At 58.3% G+C, this 17161-nt stretch carries 15 protein-coding genes; 11 read left to right on the forward strand and 4 right to left on the reverse strand.

Going from position 1 to position 17161, the window contains the following annotated elements; all coding sequences use genetic code 11:
• Positions 1 to 162: 162 nt before the first annotated feature.
• Together AC07OG_RS18815 and AC07OG_RS18820 are read left to right on the forward strand one after the other, a co-directional pair.
• Positions 163 to 603 carry a GlcG/HbpS family heme-binding protein gene (locus AC07OG_RS18815; RefSeq protein ID WP_495067758.1) on the forward strand — a complete coding sequence of 147 codons (441 nt, stop codon included), beginning with the start codon at positions 163 to 165 and terminating at the stop codon, positions 601 to 603.
• Between the two features lie 197 nt (positions 604 to 800).
• Complete coding sequence (locus AC07OG_RS18820; RefSeq protein ID WP_495067759.1) at positions 801 to 1259, forward strand: REP-associated tyrosine transposase; 459 nt, start codon at positions 801 to 803, stop codon at positions 1257 to 1259.
• Between the two features lie 114 nt (positions 1260 to 1373).
• Here AC07OG_RS18820 and AC07OG_RS18825 read toward each other — a convergent pair whose 3' ends face one another.
• Positions 1374 to 1979 (reverse strand): TetR/AcrR family transcriptional regulator, encoded by a 606-nt coding sequence (locus AC07OG_RS18825; protein WP_060541468.1) that lies wholly within the window; start codon positions 1977 to 1979, stop codon positions 1374 to 1376.
• 134 nt (positions 1980 to 2113) lie between these two features.
• On the opposite strand from AC07OG_RS18825, the gene AC07OG_RS18830 reads away from it, so the two are divergent.
• Positions 2114 to 3028, forward strand: coding sequence for a DUF808 domain-containing protein (locus tag AC07OG_RS18830; RefSeq protein ID WP_060541469.1), 915 nt, complete (start codon positions 2114 to 2116; stop codon positions 3026 to 3028).
• Between the two features lie 157 nt (positions 3029 to 3185).
• On the opposite strand, the gene AC07OG_RS18835 is transcribed toward AC07OG_RS18830, so the two are convergent.
• Positions 3186 to 3974 carry an MlaA family lipoprotein gene (locus AC07OG_RS18835; protein WP_495067760.1) on the reverse strand — a complete coding sequence of 263 codons (789 nt, stop codon included), beginning with the start codon at positions 3972 to 3974 and terminating at the stop codon, positions 3186 to 3188.
• Positions 3967 to 5265, reverse strand: a complete 1299-nt coding sequence (locus tag AC07OG_RS18840) for a serine/threonine protein kinase (protein WP_060541471.1) — start codon at positions 5263 to 5265, stop codon at positions 3967 to 3969. The genes AC07OG_RS18835 and AC07OG_RS18840 overlap by 8 nt, the downstream gene beginning before the upstream one ends.
• 225 nt (positions 5266 to 5490) lie before the next feature.
• Here AC07OG_RS18840 and AC07OG_RS18845 point away from each other — a divergent pair, with 225 nt between their 5' ends.
• The gene (locus AC07OG_RS18845; protein ID WP_495067761.1) at positions 5491 to 5859 is read left to right on the forward strand and encodes a hypothetical protein; all 369 of its coding nucleotides are present in this window, start codon (positions 5491 to 5493) and stop codon (positions 5857 to 5859) included.
• A gap of 199 nt (positions 5860 to 6058) precedes the next feature.
• Here AC07OG_RS18845 and gltA read toward each other — a convergent pair whose 3' ends face one another.
• Positions 6059 to 7348, reverse strand: a complete 1290-nt coding sequence (gene gltA / locus AC07OG_RS18850) for a citrate synthase (protein WP_053156800.1) — start codon at positions 7346 to 7348, stop codon at positions 6059 to 6061.
• 364 nt (positions 7349 to 7712) lie between these two features.
• Here gltA and sdhC point away from each other — a divergent pair, with 364 nt between their 5' ends.
• From sdhC to lpdA, 7 genes are all read left to right on the forward strand, one after another.
• Positions 7713 to 8087 carry a succinate dehydrogenase, cytochrome b556 subunit gene (sdhC, locus tag AC07OG_RS18855; RefSeq protein WP_016773673.1) on the forward strand — a complete coding sequence of 125 codons (375 nt, stop codon included), beginning with the start codon at positions 7713 to 7715 and terminating at the stop codon, positions 8085 to 8087.
• Complete coding sequence (gene sdhD, locus AC07OG_RS18860; RefSeq protein ID WP_034146346.1) at positions 8081 to 8449, forward strand: succinate dehydrogenase, hydrophobic membrane anchor protein; 369 nt, start codon at positions 8081 to 8083, stop codon at positions 8447 to 8449. The genes sdhC and sdhD overlap by 7 nt, the downstream gene beginning before the upstream one ends.
• 3 nt (positions 8450 to 8452) lie before the next feature.
• On the forward strand, positions 8453 to 10225 hold the full coding sequence (gene sdhA, locus AC07OG_RS18865; RefSeq protein ID WP_060541474.1) for a succinate dehydrogenase flavoprotein subunit: 1773 nt from the start codon (positions 8453 to 8455) through the stop codon (positions 10223 to 10225).
• Between the two features lie 11 nt (positions 10226 to 10236).
• Complete coding sequence (locus tag AC07OG_RS18870; protein WP_060541475.1) at positions 10237 to 10941, forward strand: succinate dehydrogenase iron-sulfur subunit; 705 nt, start codon at positions 10237 to 10239, stop codon at positions 10939 to 10941.
• Between the two features lie 260 nt (positions 10942 to 11201).
• Positions 11202 to 14033, forward strand: coding sequence for a 2-oxoglutarate dehydrogenase E1 component (locus AC07OG_RS18875; protein WP_060541476.1), 2832 nt, complete (start codon positions 11202 to 11204; stop codon positions 14031 to 14033).
• Between the two features lie 42 nt (positions 14034 to 14075).
• Positions 14076 to 15296, forward strand: a complete 1221-nt coding sequence (odhB, locus tag AC07OG_RS18880) for a 2-oxoglutarate dehydrogenase complex dihydrolipoyllysine-residue succinyltransferase (protein WP_495067762.1) — start codon at positions 14076 to 14078, stop codon at positions 15294 to 15296.
• Positions 15297 to 15393: 97 nt separating this feature from the next.
• Positions 15394 to 16830 (forward strand): dihydrolipoyl dehydrogenase, encoded by a 1437-nt coding sequence (gene lpdA / locus AC07OG_RS18885; RefSeq protein WP_060541478.1) that lies wholly within the window; start codon positions 15394 to 15396, stop codon positions 16828 to 16830.
• The last annotated feature ends 331 nt before the right edge of the window (positions 16831 to 17161 follow it).

Genomic DNA, 17161 nt, shown 5'->3' on the forward strand with positions numbered 1-17161 from the left:
TTTGTCTGAAGCCCAATCTACTGTGGCTTTTCGTCGCATGTGGCGCTTTTCGAGAATTATTGTATACAAAAAAATAACTCATTGTGTTCTATTTGTTGCATCTGGCTGCGGCACAAACGCGCAGCCCACTGGCTTTCCGAAAAACAAAATGAGGACGGCACCATGAGCGCTTTAACCTTGAAAGTCGCAGTCAACCTGGTCAATGAGGCCATCTCTGCAGGGCGGGCCATTTCAGCGGCACCCCTGACCATCGCGGTGCTCGATGCCGGTGGGCACTTGGTCACCCTGCAACGCGAAGACGGCGCAAGCCTGCTGCGCCCGCACGTCGCCATCGGCAAAGCCTGGGGGGCCATCGCATTAGGCAAAGGCTCGCGCCTGCTCGCGCTGGATGCGCAGCAACGCCCGGCGTTTATTGCCGCGCTGAACAGCCTGGGGCAGGGCAGCGTTGTGCCGGCACCGGGTGGTGTGCTGATTCGCGACCAGGCCGGGAGTGTGCTGGGAGCGGTGGGGATCAGCGGGGATTTGTCGGATGTTGATGAGCAGTGTGCTATCACTGCGATCGAGGCGTTGGGGTTGAGGGCGGATGCGGGGGTGGTTGCTTGATTTTGTATTGATTGGTCTATCTCCATCGCCAGCAGGCTGGCTCCCACACTGGATCCGTGGCGCACACAAATCCCCTGTGGGAGCCAGCCTGCTGGCGATGGCGGACTACCAGACACATCCAGCTAAATGTCTGCCCCGCCCTTGGGTGATATCAGGTCTAGCCTTCCTCATGAATCAATCATGCAAGGGGCAAAGGAATGCCTGATCTACCCGCTTCAAATCGCTTGCGCATCGGCCGCTATACCGAATCCAGCCGCATTTACCTGCTGACGATTAATACTCACGACAGAGAGCCGATATTCAATGACTTCGGCTTGGGCAGGGTGGTGGTCAATCAATTTCGTTGCGCTCAGGATCAAGGCTTCGCCAATTCATTGGCCTGGGTTGTCATGCCCGATCACTTTCATTGGTTGATTGAGCTGCGGCAGGGCTCTTTGGGCAGTTTGGTGCAAAGGACTAAATCCTTGACGACCAAGGCAGTGAAGCTGTCTACCGGTCGTGGGGTGAGTCTTTGGCAGCGAGGTTTTCATGATCGAGCGCTGCGTCGTGAAGAGGACTTGGTAAAGCTTGCCCGGTATGTTGTGGCTAACCCATTGCGGGCAGGGTTGGTCGAGCGTCTTGGTGACTATCCGCTGTGGGATGCTGTCTGGGTCTGATTCAAAACCGAGTCGTCCCCATCGCCAGCAGGCTGGCTCCCACAGGGTGTTATCTGAGTGTCAGAGATCAACTGTGGGAGTCAGGCTGATGGCGAATGGCCGCGCCGCGGTGCATCAGTCCGGCTCGCACCCCTTGAGCACCAACCGGATGATCGTCTGCGCGGCCGCCTCGTAATCCTCTTCATCCAGCCGGGCCTTGCCGGTGATGGCGCTGATCTGCCAATCGAAGTCGGCGTAGGTCTGGGTCGCAGCCCAGATGCTGAACATCAGGTGGTTGGGGTCGATCGGGGCGATCTGGCCGCGGTCGATCCAGGTCTGGATGCAGTCGATGTTGTGTCTGGCCTGGCCATTCAGTTGCTCGACCAGGTCGGCACTCAAGTGCGGTGCACCGTGCATGATTTCACTGGCGAACACTTTGGAGGCGAAGGGCAGGTCGCGGGAAATGCGGATTTTCGAGCGGATGTAGCCGCTGAGCACTTCGCTGGGCTCACCGTCCGGATTGAACGGTGTCGAGGCCTGCAGGATTGGCACGATGATACTTTCCAGGACCTCGCGATAGAGGTTTTCCTTGGACTTGAAGTAGTAGTAGACGTTCGGCTTGGGCAATCCCGCCTTGGCGGCGATGTCGCTGGTTTTGGTCGCAGCGAAGCCTTTGTCGGCAAATTCTTCACTGGCGGCACGCAGGATCAGTTGTTTGTTGCGCTCGCGGATAGTGCTCATAAACCGGGTGATTCCTTGCCTGCTCTGGCGGTTGCGCATGGTATCACCGGCCTCGCGCAGCGCTCAAGAATGCGCCACGCGCAGTTGTGTCGCGCTATGCTGCACGGCAATCATTCAAGAAGGAAACCCGATCCATGGCTGGAAGCAGTTTGCTGGTGCTGATCGATGACATCGCCGCGGTACTGGACGATGTGGCGTTGATGACCAAAATGGCCGCCAAGAAGACCGCCGGTGTCCTCGGTGACGACCTGGCGCTCAATGCCCAGCAGGTCAGCGGCGTGCGTGCCGAGCGGGAAATCCCGGTGGTCTGGGCGGTCGCCAAGGGTTCTTTTATCAACAAACTGATCCTGGTGCCGTCGGCATTGGCCATCAGTGCGTTCGTACCCTGGCTTGTCACTCCGTTGCTGATGGTTGGCGGCGCTTATCTGTGTTTCGAGGGCTTCGAGAAACTCGCCCACAAGTTCCTGCACAGCAAGGTTGAAGACGCAGTCGAGCATGCGCAATTGGTCGAGGCCGTGGCCGACCCTGCCACTGATTTGGTGGCGTTCGAGAAGGACAAGATCAAGGGGGCGATCCGCACCGACTTCATTCTGTCGGCGGAAATCATCGCCATCACCCTCGGTACTGTGGCTGATGCGCCGTTGACCCAGCAAGTCATCGTGCTGTCGGGCATTGCCATTGTCATGACCATCGGCGTCTATGGCCTGGTCGCCGGCATCGTCAAGCTCGATGACCTGGGCCTGTGGCTGACGCAAAAACCCGGGCGGATGGCCAAAGGCATTGGCGCCGCGATTCTGCGCGCGGCACCCTACATGATGAAAAGCCTGTCGGTGATCGGCACGGCGGCGATGTTTCTGGTGGGTGGCGGGATTCTCACTCACGGCGTGCCGGTGGTGCATCACTGGATCGAGAGTGTCAGCGCGGCGGCAGGTGGTGGAGGATTTATCGTGCCGGTGCTGCTCAATGCGGTGGCGGGGATTGTGGCGGGGGCGGTGGTGCTGGCAGGAGTGATGCTCACCAGCAAAATATGGAAAACGCTCAAAGGCTGAAGCCTGGGAAGCCCGTTTATGTGCAACACATAAACAACTGTGGGAGCGGGCTTGCTCGCGAATGCGGTGCGTCAGTCAGCATTGATCTTGACTGGTACACCGCATTCGCGAGCAAGCCCGCTCCCACAGGTCCCGAGGTGTCTTGCGGTCGCCGGTATTACTCGGCGATCTGCAGTTTGCGGGCCTCGGTGTAAACGTAACGCACTTTCTCGTATTCGAACGGCGAGTTCATCTGGCCATAACGGAAGCTGGTCTGGTAGCGCTTGTCGATGCCGCGCAGGATCAAGACTTCCGGATGGTTGGAGCTGACTTCGGAGACGTTGAGGAAGTTGATTGCCGACTCGGCAGTGAAGTCCACTGCCAGGCCGCCTGTATCCCGCAGGTTCGAAGGGCCGAAGATCGGCAGTACGAAGTACGCGCCGCCCGGGACCCCGTAGAAGCCCAGGGTCTGTCCGAAGTCTTCGCTTTGGCGTGGCAGGCCCATGGCAGTGGCCGGATCCCACAGGCCGGCGACGCCGAGGGTGGTGTTAAGCAGCAGGCGACCGGTAGTTTCCAGTGAGCGCTGGCCCTTGAGTTGCAGCATGCTGTTCAACAGGTTCGGGATATCGCCCAGGTTGTTGAAGAAGTTGCTCACCCCGGTGCGCAAGAAGCTTGGCGTAATGTAGCGATAGCCATCGACCACTGGCAGGAACACCCATTGGTCAAAGCGGTAGTTGAAGTGGTAAACACGACGGTTCCACTCCTCCAGCGGGTCGTAGACCGCCAGGGCGTTTAGCGTCGAACGCTCGAACTCGCGTTGGTCCAGGCCCGGGTTGAACTTGAGTTTGCTCAGCGGTTCTTTGTAGCCGTCACCATTGACCACCACGGGTGCGTTGGCGTTGCTGTTGTCGGCGTTGGCGACACCTGCACAGAGTAACGCTGCGATAACCAGGAGATATTTAGCCACGGAAGAACTCCAGCATGGCGTCGCTGTTGACGCGGTAGTTAAGGTTGCCGCAATGGCCGCCCAGCGGATAAACAGTCAGGCGATCGCCAAAGGTCTTGCGCAGGAAGCCCAGGTCGCCCGGGCCGAGGATCACGTCGTCGGCGTTGTGCATCACGGCGATTTTCGGGCTGTTTTGCAGATAATCCTTCAGTGCATACAGGCTGACCTGGTCGATCAGTTGCAGCAGGCTGCCGCCGTCGGTGCGCGCGCGCCACATCGGGATCACTTGTTCGGTGATGTAGCAATCGAAGTCGCACTGCAAGGCGCGCTTGAGGAATGGCGTGAGGCTGGTGCCCTGGGTGATCGGAAACTTCGGCGGGGTGATCAGTCCGCGACGATTGATCAGGTCCGAGGTGAAGGCAATGTCGGCCGCCGAGAAGCGGAACGAGGTGCCGATCAGCATGGCCATCTGTTCGTTGGTCAGGTGCTGCTTGGACTGCTGGAAGTCATACAACAGGGCATCGTTGAGGTCGATGTAGCCCTTTTGCTGGAAGTAGCGGGTCAGTTTTTCCAGGACCAGTTCATAGAAGGTGGTCGAGGTGTTGATGCCCTTTACTTCGGTTTGTACCAGCTTGTCGAGATTGGTGATTGAGGTATAGAGGTTGACTGGCGGGTTGAGCAGCAGGACTTTCTTGAAGTTGAAGCTGCGGCGGGTTTCGTCCAGGTGCGCGACGAAGGCCGCATCCAGTGCGCCCAGGCTGTAGCCGGTGAGGTAGTAGTCGGTGACTGGCAGTTTCGGGTTCTGTGCCCGAACGGCCTGCATCACCCGGTACATGTCTTCGGCGTCTTCCTTGGTGATGCCCGGAGTGGCAAAGCGTGATGCGGCGCTGATGAAGTCGAAGCTGGTAGGCGACGACAGTTGCACCACGTGGTAGCCGGCCTTGTAGTACAGCTTCTTCAGGTATTCGTTCAGGGTGCTGTCATAGCGTGCACCAGTACCGGCGATCAGGAAAATCAGCGGCGCGGCCTTGTCCTGCGTGGCGATACGGTACTCGAGTTTCTTCACCGCCCAAAAGTTGTCCGGCAATTGGAACTCACGCTCAGGCCGCAGTGTAACGCTGCGCGTAGATTGATCGATGTCGTCGTCCAGCGGCAGTTCCGGACGCAAATCCGGTGGTGTCGTGGCAATGGTTGCCTCGAACGGGTTGGTCAGGGGATAGCCATAACTGGCGGCGTCGATGTCGACCGCCAGTGCGGACGCACTCAATATAAGGCCGCCAAACAGGGCGGCGAAGCGCAAGGAACGGAGCATGACTAGATCCCTTAGAAGGAAGTTGCCGATTGAATTTCGCAGGCTATGACCACCGGAGTTGCGCCAAAGTGCCAAGCATCGGCACCAAATAGGCCAGAATCCCAAGTAATAGTAGCTTGACGATACACTTTGCAGTGATTGAAAGGCCAGTAACTGTTGTTGGTACTTGCTTAACGCTTTCGGGCGATTAAGCTGACCGCCGCTTTTCGTCTATTGGAGTGCTTCATGTCCCGCCGTCTGCCCGTGATTCTGCTGCTTGTTTTACTGCCTGTCTGGCTGGCCGCCAGCTATGGTGCGCGCTATGGCTTCATGGAAGATGCGCAATGGGTCGGTGTCTGTGTGGATGAGGCGAGTCGGTGGGAATGTCAGGTGCGGTCGAGCCTGGGCTTGATGATTCACTTCAAGGTGATGGGGTATGGCGCACTGGCGGCCGCGTTGATCGGGTTCGTGCTGCCGGGGCGGGCAGGGTGGTGGCTGGGCGTGCTGGCACTGGCGCTCGGGTTCCCGGCGCTGGCGTTGTACAACACGACATTGGCGGTATTTGCGGTGGTGATTGCGGGGTTGCGACTGGTCAGGGGATCTCGTGGAATTTGACATTCCGCCATTGCGAACACGCTTGCTCCCACAATGGATCTACACCCTCCAAAACCCCTGTGGGAGCCAGCCTGCTGGCGATGGCTGACTGTGAGGCGATGCAATACTGGAAGTGGGGCAATACGGCACAAACGAAAACGGCCTCTATTTATATAGAGGCCGTTTGCGCTACAACCAGGACGCTATCGCAAGACAGGTCTTACTTGCGGTCTTCCAGCTTGGTGATGTCACGCGACTCGTAGCCGGTGTACAGCTGGCGCGGGCGGCCGATCTTGTACGGGCTGGAGAGCATTTCTTTCCAGTGGGAGATCCAGCCGACGGTCCGCGCCAGGGCGAAGATCACGGTGAACATGCTGGTTGGAATGCCGATCGCCTTGAGGATGATCCCCGAGTAGAAGTCGACGTTCGGGTACAGCGAGCGTTCGATGAAGTACGGGTCGGTCAGGGCGATCTCTTCCAGGCGCATGGCCAGTTCGAGTTGCGGATCGTTGTTGATCCCCAGTTCGCGCAAGACTTCGTCGCAGGTCTGCTTCATTACGGTGGCGCGCGGGTCGCGGTTCTTGTAAACGCGGTGACCGAAGCCCATCAGCTTGAACGGATCGTTCTTGTCCTTGGCCTTGGCAATGAACTTGTCGATGTTCGAAACATCGCCGATTTCATCGAGCATGGTCAGCACCGCTTCGTTGGCGCCGCCGTGAGCCGGGCCCCAGAGTGCGGCGATGCCGGCAGCGATACAGGCGAACGGGTTGGCACCCGAAGAGCCGGCCAGGCGTACGGTGGAGGTCGATGCGTTCTGCTCGTGGTCGGCGTGGAGGATGAAAATCCGGTCCATGGCCTTGGCGAGTACCGGGCTGATCGGTTTGATCTCGCACGGGGTGTTGAACATCATGTGCAGGAAGTTTTCCGCGTACGACAGGTCGTTGCGCGGGTACATCATGGGTTGACCCATGGAGTACTTGTAAACCATTGCAGCCAGGGTAGGCATCTTGGCAACCAGGCGGATCGCGGAGATTTCGCGATGCTGCGGGTTATTGATGTCCAGGGAGTCGTGGTAGAACGCCGAAAGGGCGCCGACTACGCCGCACATGACGGCCATCGGGTGGGCGTCGCGACGGAAACCGTTGAAGAAAGTCTTCAGCTGCTCGTGAACCATGGTGTGGTTCTTCACGGTGCTGACGAACTGAGCCTTCTGTTCTGCGGTCGGCAGTTCGCCGTTGAGCAGCAGATAGCAGGTTTCCAGGTAGTCCGATTTTTCAGCCAGCTGTTCGATCGGGTAACCGCGGTGCAACAAAATGCCGTTGTCACCGTCAATATAGGTGATCTTCGACTCGCACGAAGCGGTCGACATGAAGCCTGGGTCGAAGGTGAAGCGGCCCGTGGCCGTCAGGCCCCGAACATCGATAACATCGGGACCAACGGTGCCGGTTAAAATGGGCAGCTCGACGGGGGCTGCGCCCTCGATGATCAACTGCGCTTTTTTGTCAGCCATGTGGCCTCCTATTTATGCTTGAAATCATCAGACAGACCCCCCACGCAGGGCCCGCACCACTATAGTGAGATAAATTTGAATGTCAATTTGCCTAAAGTCTTGCTCCAGAAGGCTTTAACCGCACTTTTTTCTCGAAATTGCCAGCCATTTACGCCTTTTATGTCAGTTGCGCAATCAGCTGTTTGGGTTAGGTGTTTGCGTTGTCATTAGTAGCCTAACTGTCTATACTCGGCCACCGACCGCCAAGGGCTTTTGGGCTTGCTTTTATTGGGGGTCGCATCCCTGGGTGGTGGTTACCTGACCAGTGCACTCCCCAACAACTTTGCCCTGATTGTTAGGGGCTCTTCAGTGTGAAAAAAAAGCCGTGAAAAGCCAACGACCTGTAAACCTAGACCTAAGGACCATCAAACTCCCAGTCACTGCTTACACGTCCATCCTTCACCGAATTTCCGGTGTCATCCTCTTCGTGTGCCTTGCCATCATGCTTTACGCATTGGACAAGTCGCTGAGCTCCGAGGAAGGCTTCGGTCAGGTGAAAGCGTGTCTGACCAGTCCGCTAGCCAAGCTAGTGATTTGGGGCATCCTGTCCGCTCTGCTGTATCACCTGGTAGCCGGTGTGCGCCATTTGATCATGGACATGGGCATCGGTGAGACGCTGGAAGGCGGCAAGCTGGGCTCGAAAATCGTTATCGCCGTTTCCGTGGTGGTAATCGTTCTGGCAGGAGTTTGGATATGGTAACTAACGTCACGAACCTGTCGCGTTCGGGCCTCTATGACTGGATGGCGCAACGTGTGTCTGCGGTCGTTCTCGCGGCTTACTTCATTTTCCTGATCGGATACGTCGTGGCCCATCCTGGCCTCGAGTACGCCCAATGGCATGAACTGTTCGCCAATAACTGGATGCGTATTTTCAGTCTCCTGGCTCTCGTTGCCCTCGGCGCTCACGCCTGGGTCGGCATGTGGACCATTGCGACCGACTACCTGACGCCAATGGCGTTCGGCAAGTCCGCGACTGCAATACGTTTCCTTTTCCAGGCAGTATGCGGCGTTGCGATGTTCGCTTACTTCGTCTGGGGTGTGCAGATTCTCTGGGGTATCTGAGTCATGGCTAACATTCCAACGATTTCTTTCGACGCCATCATTATTGGTGGTGGCGGTGCCGGCATGCGCGCTGCGCTGCAGCTGGCTCAAGGCGGCCACAAGACTGCCGTAATCACCAAGGTTTTCCCGACCCGCTCGCACACTGTGTCGGCACAGGGCGGCATCACCTGCGCAATCGCGTCCGCTGACCCGAACGATGACTGGCGCTGGCACATGTACGATACCGTCAAGGGTTCCGACTACATCGGTGACCAGGACGCTATCGAATACATGTGTCAGGAAGGCCCGGCCGCTGTATACGAGCTGGACCACATGGGTATGCCGTTCTCGCGTACCGAGCAGGGGCGTATCTACCAGCGTCCATTCGGCGGTCAGTCGAAGGATTACGGTAAAGGCGGCCAGGCTGCCCGTACTTGCGCTGCTTCCGACCGTACCGGTCACGCGCTGCTGCACACCCTTTATCAAGGCAACCTGAAAGCCGGTACCGTGTTCCTGAACGAGTACTACGCTGTTGACCTGGTAAAGAACGCCCAAGGCGACTTTGTCGGTGTTATCGCTATCTGCATCGAAACCGGCGAAACCACCTACATCCGTGCCAAGGCCACCGTTCTGGCCACCGGCGGTGCAGGTCGTATCTATGCCTCCACCACCAATGCCCTGATCAACACCGGTGACGGCGTCGGCATGGCACTGCGTGCCGGCGTGCCGGTCCAGGACATCGAAATGTGGCAGTTCCACCCGACCGGCATCGCCGGCGCCGGTGTACTGGTTACAGAAGGTTGCCGTGGTGAAGGTGGTTACCTGATCAACAAGCACGGCGAGCGTTTCATGGAGCGTTATGCTCCGAACGCCAAAGACCTGGCTGGTCGTGACGTTGTTGCCCGTTCGATGGTTAAAGAAATCATCGCTGGCAACGGCTGTGGCCCGAACGGCGACCACGTGATGCTCAAGCTCGACCACCTGGGCGAGGAAGTGCTGCACAGCCGTCTGCCAGGCATCTGCGAACTGTCGAAAACGTTTGCACACGTTGACCCGGTTGTCGCTCCGGTTCCTGTTGTTCCTACCTGCCACTATATGATGGGCGGCGTTGCCACCAACATTCATGGTCAGGCGATCACTCAGGACGCCGAAGGCGTAGACACCATCATCCCTGGCCTGTTCGCTGTAGGCGAAGTGGCTTGCGTATCGGTTCACGGCGCCAACCGTCTGGGCGGCAACTCGCTGCTCGACCTGGTGGTGTTCGGCCGTGCTGCCGGCCTGCACCTGGAAAAGGCGCTGACCGACGGCATCGAATACGACGAAGCCACCGACGCCGACATCAATGCTGCCCTGGCACGTCTGTCCGCTCTGAACGAGCGTACCGATGGCGAAGACGTGGCTACCCTGCGTCGCGAGCTGCAAAGCTGCATGCAGAACTACTTCGGTGTATTCCGTACTGGCGAATACATGCAGAAGGGTATTGCCCAGTTGGCCGACCTGCGCAAGCGTATCGCCAACGTGAAGATCAACGATAAGTCGCAGGCTTTCAACACTGCGCGTATCGAAGCTCTGGAACTGCAGAACCTGCTGGAAGTGGCTGAAGCCACCGCCATCGCTGCCGAAGTACGTAAAGAGTCCCGCGGTGCTCACGCCCGTGAAGACTTCGAAGACCGTGACGACGAAAACTGGCTGTGCCACACCCTGTACTTCCCGGGTGAGAAACGCGTTGCCAAGCGTGCCGTGAACTTCTCGCCGAAGACTGTTCCGACTTTTGAACCTAAGATTCGGACTTATTAAGGGTGACCGCCATGTTGCAAGTCAGTGTTTATCGCTACAACCCTGATCAGGACGCTGCGCCGTTCATGCAGGAATTTTCGGTCGATACCGGTGGTAAAGACTTGATGGTGCTGGACGTGCTGGCCCTGATCAAAGAGCAGGACGAGGGTTTCTCCTATCGTCGCTCTTGCCGTGAAGGCGTCTGCGGTTCGGACGGCATGAACATCAACGGCAAAAACGGCCTGGCGTGCATCACGCCGCTGTCTGCCGTCGTAAAAGGTAACAAGTTGATCGTTCGTCCTCTGCCAGGTTTGCCGGTTATCCGTGACCTGGTGGTGGATATGAGCATCTTCTACAAGCAATACGAGAAGGTTAAGCCTTACCTGCAGAACGACACGCCGGCTCCGGCCATCGAGCGTCTGCAGTCCCCTGAAGAGCGTGAAAAGCTTGACGGTCTGTACGAGTGCATCCTGTGCGCCTGCTGCTCGACTTCTTGCCCATCCTTCTGGTGGAACCCGGACAAGTTCCTGGGCCCGGCTGCCCTGCTGCAAGCGTACCGCTTCCTGGCAGACAGCCGCGACACCAAGACGTCCGAGCGTCTGGCTTCGCTGGATGACCCGTTCAGCGTATTCCGCTGCCGCGGGATCATGAACTGCGTCAACGTATGTCCGAAAGGCCTGAACCCGACTAAGGCCATCGGTCACATCCGTAACATGTTGCTCTCGAGCGGCGTGTGATTCAGCTGTTGTAAATGTAGTACTGCTGTGCCGTAGAGGCTTCGGCGCGGGCTTCAACCCGCGCCGTAGCTATAACCAGAGCAGCTGCTTTAAAGGCAGCGGCTCTTATTTTGAAGAAATGAGACAAGCAGGGGCATCCGGGCTGGTACCCGGACTATCAGTGTGATCCTAGTGGCTTGTTTTGGTCGCTGCATTCGGACTTCTGCAAGTTTGCTCGGTGTCGACACCGGTGGTGTTCCCCTAACCGAGGGTGACCAAGCATGCAAGAAAGCGTGATGCAGCGCATGTGGAACAGCGCCTACCTGTCCGGTAGTAACGCTGCCTATGTGGAAGAGCTCTACGAGCTCTACCTGCACGACCCTAACGCTGTGCCAGAAGAGTGGCGCACCTACTTCCAGAAGTTGCCTGCTGACGGCAACTCTGCCACCGATGTTTCGCACTCCACAATTCGCGATCATTTCGTCCTGCTGGCAAAGAACCAGCGCCGCGCCCAACCGGTTTCCGCCGGCAGCGTGAGCAGTGAGCACGAGAAGAAGCAAGTTGAAGTGCTGCGATTGATCCAGGCCTACCGTATGCGTGGCCACCAGGCATCCCAGCTTGATCCGCTGGGGCTGTGGCAGCGTCCTGCACCTGCAGACCTGTCGATCAATCATTACGGCTTGACCAATGCCGATCTTGATACGACCTTCCGTGCCGGCGACCTGTTCATCGGCAAAGAGGAAGCGAGCCTACGCGAAATTCACGAAGCGTTGCAGCAGACATATTGCCGCACCATCGGCGCTGAATTTACGCATATCACCGATTCCGAGCAGCGCCAGTGGTTCCAGCAGCGTCTGGAAAGCGTGCGCGGTCGTCCGGTGTACTCCGCCGACATCAAGAGCCACCTGCTCGAGCGCGTGACTGCTGGCGAAGGCCTGGAAAAATACCTGGGCACCAAATACCCGGGCACCAAGCGTTTCGGTCTGGAAGGCGGCGAAAGCCTGATCCCGATGCTCGATGAGTTGATCCAGCGTTCCGGTTCCTACGGCACCAAGGAAATCGTCATCGGCATGGCCCACCGTGGTCGTCTGAACGTACTGGTCAACACCTTCGGCAAGAACCCGCGTGAGCTGTTCGACGAGTTCGAAGGCAAGAAGAAGGTCGAGCTGGGTTCCGGTGACGTTAAATACCACCAGGGCTTCTCGTCCAACGTGATGACCACCGGTGGTGAAGTTCACCTGGCCATGGCGTTCAACCCGTCCCACCTGGAAATCGTTTCTCCAGTGGTCGAAGGTTCGGTTCGCGCCCGTCAGGATCGTCGCAACGACCCTACCGGTGAGAAGGTTCTGCCGATCTCCATCCACGGTGATGCGGCATTCGCCGGTCAAGGCGTGGTGATGGAAACCTTCCAGATGTCGCAGACCCGCGGTTTCAAGACCGGCGGCACCGTGCACATCGTGATCAACAACCAGGTCGGTTTCACCATCAGCAACCCGCTGGACTCGCGTTCCACCGAGTACGCGACCGACGTCGCGAAAATGATCCAGGCGCCGATCCTCCATGTGAATGGTGATGATCCGGAAGCCGTATTGTTCGTGACCCAGCTGGCCATCGACTACCGCATGCAGTTCAAACGTGACGTAGTGATCGACCTGGTCTGCTACCGTCGTCGCGGCCACAACGAGGCCGACGAGCCAAGCGGCACCCAGCCGATCATGTATCAGCAGATCACCAAGCAGCGCACCACCCGTGAGCTGTACGCTGATCGTCTGACTCAGGCCGGTGTACTGGACGCTGAACGTGTTCAGGCCAAGGTCGACGAGTACCGCAACGCGCTGGACAACGGTCTGCACGTAGTGAAAAGCCTGGTCAAAGAGCCGAACAAAGAGTTGTTCGTGGACTGGCGTCCGTATCTGGGCCACGCCTGGACCGCGCGTCACGACACTCGTTTCGATCTGAAGACCTTGCAGGAACTGTCCGCCAAGCTGCTGGAAATCCCGGAAGGCTTCGTGGTTCAGCGCCAGGTTGCGAAGATCTACGAAGACCGTCAGAAGATGCAAGCCGGCGGCCTGCCGATCAACTGGGGTTACGCCGAAACCATGGCGTACGCGACCCTGGCGTTCGAAGGTCACCCGATCCGCATGACTGGCCAGGACATCGGCCGCGGTACGTTCTCGCACCGTCATGCCGTGTTGCACAACCAGAAAGACGCAGGGACCTACATCCCGCTGCAGAACCTGTACGACGGTCAGCCACGCTTCGACCTGTACGACTCGTTCCTGTCCGAAGAAGCGGTACTGGCGTTCGAATACGGTTATTCGACCACCACGCCTAATGCCCTGGTTATCTGGGAAGCCCAGTTCGGCGACTTCGCCAACGGCGCCCAGGTTGTAATTGACCAGTTCATCACCAGTGGCGAGCACAAGTGGGGCCGTCTGTGCGGTCTGACCATGCTGCTGCCGCACGGTTATGAAGGTCAGGGTCCGGAGCACTCCTCGGCTCGTCTGGAGCGTTACCTGCAGCTGTGCGCCGAGCACAACATTCAGGTGTGCATGCCGACGACGCCGGCTCAGATCTACCACTTGCTGCGCCGTCAGGTGATTCGCCCGCTGCGCAAACCATTGGTAGTCCTGACTCCCAAGTCGCTGTTGCGCCACAAGCTGGCCATCTCGACGCTGGAAGATCTGGCCGAAGGTTCGTTCCAGACCGTTATCCCGGAAATCGATGCCCAAGACCCGAAAAAGGTCGAGCGCGTTGTTCTGTGTAGCGGCAAGGTCTACTACGACCTGCTGGAAAAACGCCGTGCCGAAGGTCGTGACGACATCGCCATCGTGCGTATCGAGCAGCTGTACCCATTCCCTGAGGACGACTTGAAAGAAGTCCTGGCTCCTTATACCAACGTCAAGCATGCCGTTTGGTGTCAGGAAGAGCCGATGAACCAGGGTGCGTGGTACTGCAGCCAACACCACATGCGTCGCAGCATCAGCAACCTCAACAAGTCTCTCGTACTCGAGTACGCGGGCCGTGAGGCTTCTGCTGCACCTGCATGCGGTTACGCATCGATGCACGCCGAACAGCAGGAACAACTGCTGCAAACGGCCTTTACTGTTTAACGCCTTCGCGCACCTGAAACCGAATTTAAGGAACCACAGACAATGGCTATCGAGATCAAAGCCCCCACTTTCCCGGAATCGGTTGCCGATGGCACCGTTGCCACCTGGCACAAACAACCGGGCGACGCGGTCAAGCGCGACGAACTGATCGTCGACATCGAAACCGACAAAGTCGTACTGGAAGTGCTGGCCACCGCTGACGGCGTGCTGGGCGCTATCGTCAAGGGCGAAGGCGAGACCGTTCTGTCCGACGAAGTCCTGGGCTCCATCGAAGCGGGCGGCGCTGCTGCCGCTCCAGCCGCTGCCGCTCCGGCTGCCGCTGCCCAAGCTGCTGCTCCTGCCGCTGAAGGCGAAGACGATCCTGTTGCTGCACCGGCTGCTCGCAAGCTGGCTGAAGAAAACGGCATCAACATCGCTTCCGTTGCCGGCACCGGCAAAGGCGGTCGCGTGACCAAGGAAGACGTGGTTGCAGCCGTTGCTGCCAAGAAAGCCGCTCCGGCTGCCGCGCCTGCCAAGGCTGCTGCTCCTTCGGCTGCCGCTCCTGTGTTCGCCGCTGGCGACCGCATCGAGAAGCGCGTACCGATGACCCGCGTTCGCGCCACCGTGGCCAAGCGTCTGGTTGAAGCTCAGTCGAACATGGCGATGCTGACCACTTTCAACGAAGTCGACATGACCGAAGTCATGGCGCTGCGTTCGAAGTACAAGGATCTGTTCGAGAAGTCCCACAACGGCGTGCGCCTGGGCTTCATGTCGTTCTTCGTGAAAGCGGCCACCGAAGCGCTGAAACGCTTCCCGGCTGTCAACGCCTCGATCGACGGCGGCGACATCGTTTACCACGGCTACGCTGACGTCGGCGTTGCAGTGTCCAGCGACCGCGGCCTGGTTGTACCGGTTCTGCGTAACGCCGAACTGATGAGCCTGGCTGAAATCGAAGGCGGCATCGCCACTTTCGGCAAGAAAGCCCGTGACGGCAAACTGTCGATGGACGAAATGACCGGTGGTACTTTCACCATCACCAACGGTGGTACCTTCGGTTCGATGATGTCGACCCCGATCGTCAACCCGCCACAAGCAGCCATCCTGGGCATGCACAACATCATCCAGCGTCCTATGGCCATCAACGGCCAGGTCGTTATCCGTCCGATGATGTACCTGGCACTGTCCTACGATCACCGTCTGATCGATGGCAAAGAAGCTGTAACCTTCCTGGTGACCATCAAGAACCTGCTGGAAGATCCGGCTCGTCTGTTGCTGGATATCTGATAGAAGCAGCCATGAGCTGCAAGTCGGGCGGGCGGAAAACCCGCGGCCTGGCTTGCAGCTTGCGGCTTGAAGCTTTTCGCTAAAGAGGATTTTTTGAATGTCGCAGAAATTTGACGTAGTAGTGATCGGCGCTGGCCCTGGCGGCTACGTGGCTGCCATCAAGGCCGCCCAACTGGGTCTTTCGACCGCCTGCATCGAGAAGTACACCGACAAGGATGACAAACTGGCTCTGGGCGGTACTTGCCTGAACGTCGGCTGCATTCCGTCCAAGGCGCTGCTGGACAGCTCCTGGAAGTACAAGGAAGCCAAAGAAGGCTTCGCGATCCACGGTATCAACCACGCCGGCGTGACCATGGACGTGCCAGCGATGGTCGGCCGTAAAGCCACCATCGTCAAAGGCCTGACCTCCGGTGTCGCGACCCTGTTCAAAGCCAACGGTGTGACCTCCATCCAGGGTCACGGCAAGCTGCTGGCCGGCAAGAAAGTCGAAGTCACCAAGCCAGACGGTTCGGTAGAAGTCATCGAAGCCGAGAACGTCATCCTGGCCCCTGGTTCGCGTCCGATCGACATTCCACCGGCTCCGGTTGACCAGAATGTGATCGTCGATTCGACTGGCGCCCTGGAATTCCAGGCCGTGCCTAAGCGCTTGGGCGTTATCGGCGCTGGCGTGATCGGTCTGGAACTGGGTTCGGTATGGTCGCGTCTGGGTGCAGAAGTGACTGTCCTGGAAGCCCTGGACACTTTCCTGATGGCAGCAGACACCGCTGTCTCCAAGGAAGCGCTGAAAACCCTGACCAAACAGGGTCTGGACATCAAACTGGGCGCTCGCGTGACCGGCTCCAAAGTGAACGGCGACGAAGTCGTGGTGAACTACACCGATGCCAACGGCGAACAGACCATCACTTTCGACAAGCTGATCGTAGCCGTTGGTCGCCGTCCGGTGACCACTGATCTGCTGGCAGCCGACTGCGGCGTGACCCTGGACGAGCGCGGTTTCGTGCACGTTGATGATCACTGCGCTACCACCGTACCGGGCGTTTACGCCATCGGCGACGTGGTTCGCGGCATGATGCTGGCGCACAAGGCCTCGGAAGAGGGCATCATGGTCGTCGAGCGCATCAAGGGTCACAAGGCCCAGATGAACTATGATCTGATCCCGTCGGTTATTTATACTCACCCGGAAATCGCGTGGGTTGGTAAAACCGAGCAGGCCTTGAAAGCTGAAGGCGTTGAAGTTAACGTCGGCACCTTCCCGTTCGCAGCCTCTGGCCGTGCCATGGCTGCCAACGACACCGGTGGTTTCGTCAAGGTCATCGCTGATGCCAAGACTGACCGCGTACTGGGCGTCCACGTGATTGGCCCAAGCGCTGCCGAACTGGTTCAGCAGGGCGCAATCGGTATGGAATTCGGCACCAGCGCTGAAGACCTGGGCATGATGGTTTTCTCCCATCCGACCCTGTCTGAAGCCTTGCACGAAGCTGCTTTGGCAGTGAATGGCGGCGCCATCCACATCGCCAACCGCAAGAAGCGTTGAGGGCTTTGTGAAAACGTAGCGAGCGACGGAAAGACAAGGCAAAAACAGGTGAGGAAGCGGAGTTGACGTCAGTCAATGAGCATTTCGAACCTGTTTTTAACGCAGTATTTCCTAGCGCAGCAGTTTTCACATGTCCGAAAGAGATAATAAGAAACCACGGCGGCATGGCCCGTCGTGAGCCTTGCACGCAAGACTCACCGCGGAATATCCGCTGGACGCAGTCTTGCGTAGCTGCACCGGTTGTCCGGAAAGGCTACGCAAGCAGCAGTCACAGGTGGTGCGGCACTTGAACAAGTGCAGCACCGAATGCGCAGTACCTAACGAAGACGGT

The organism is Pseudomonas sp. GW821-FHT09H03 (assembly GCF_059415945.1).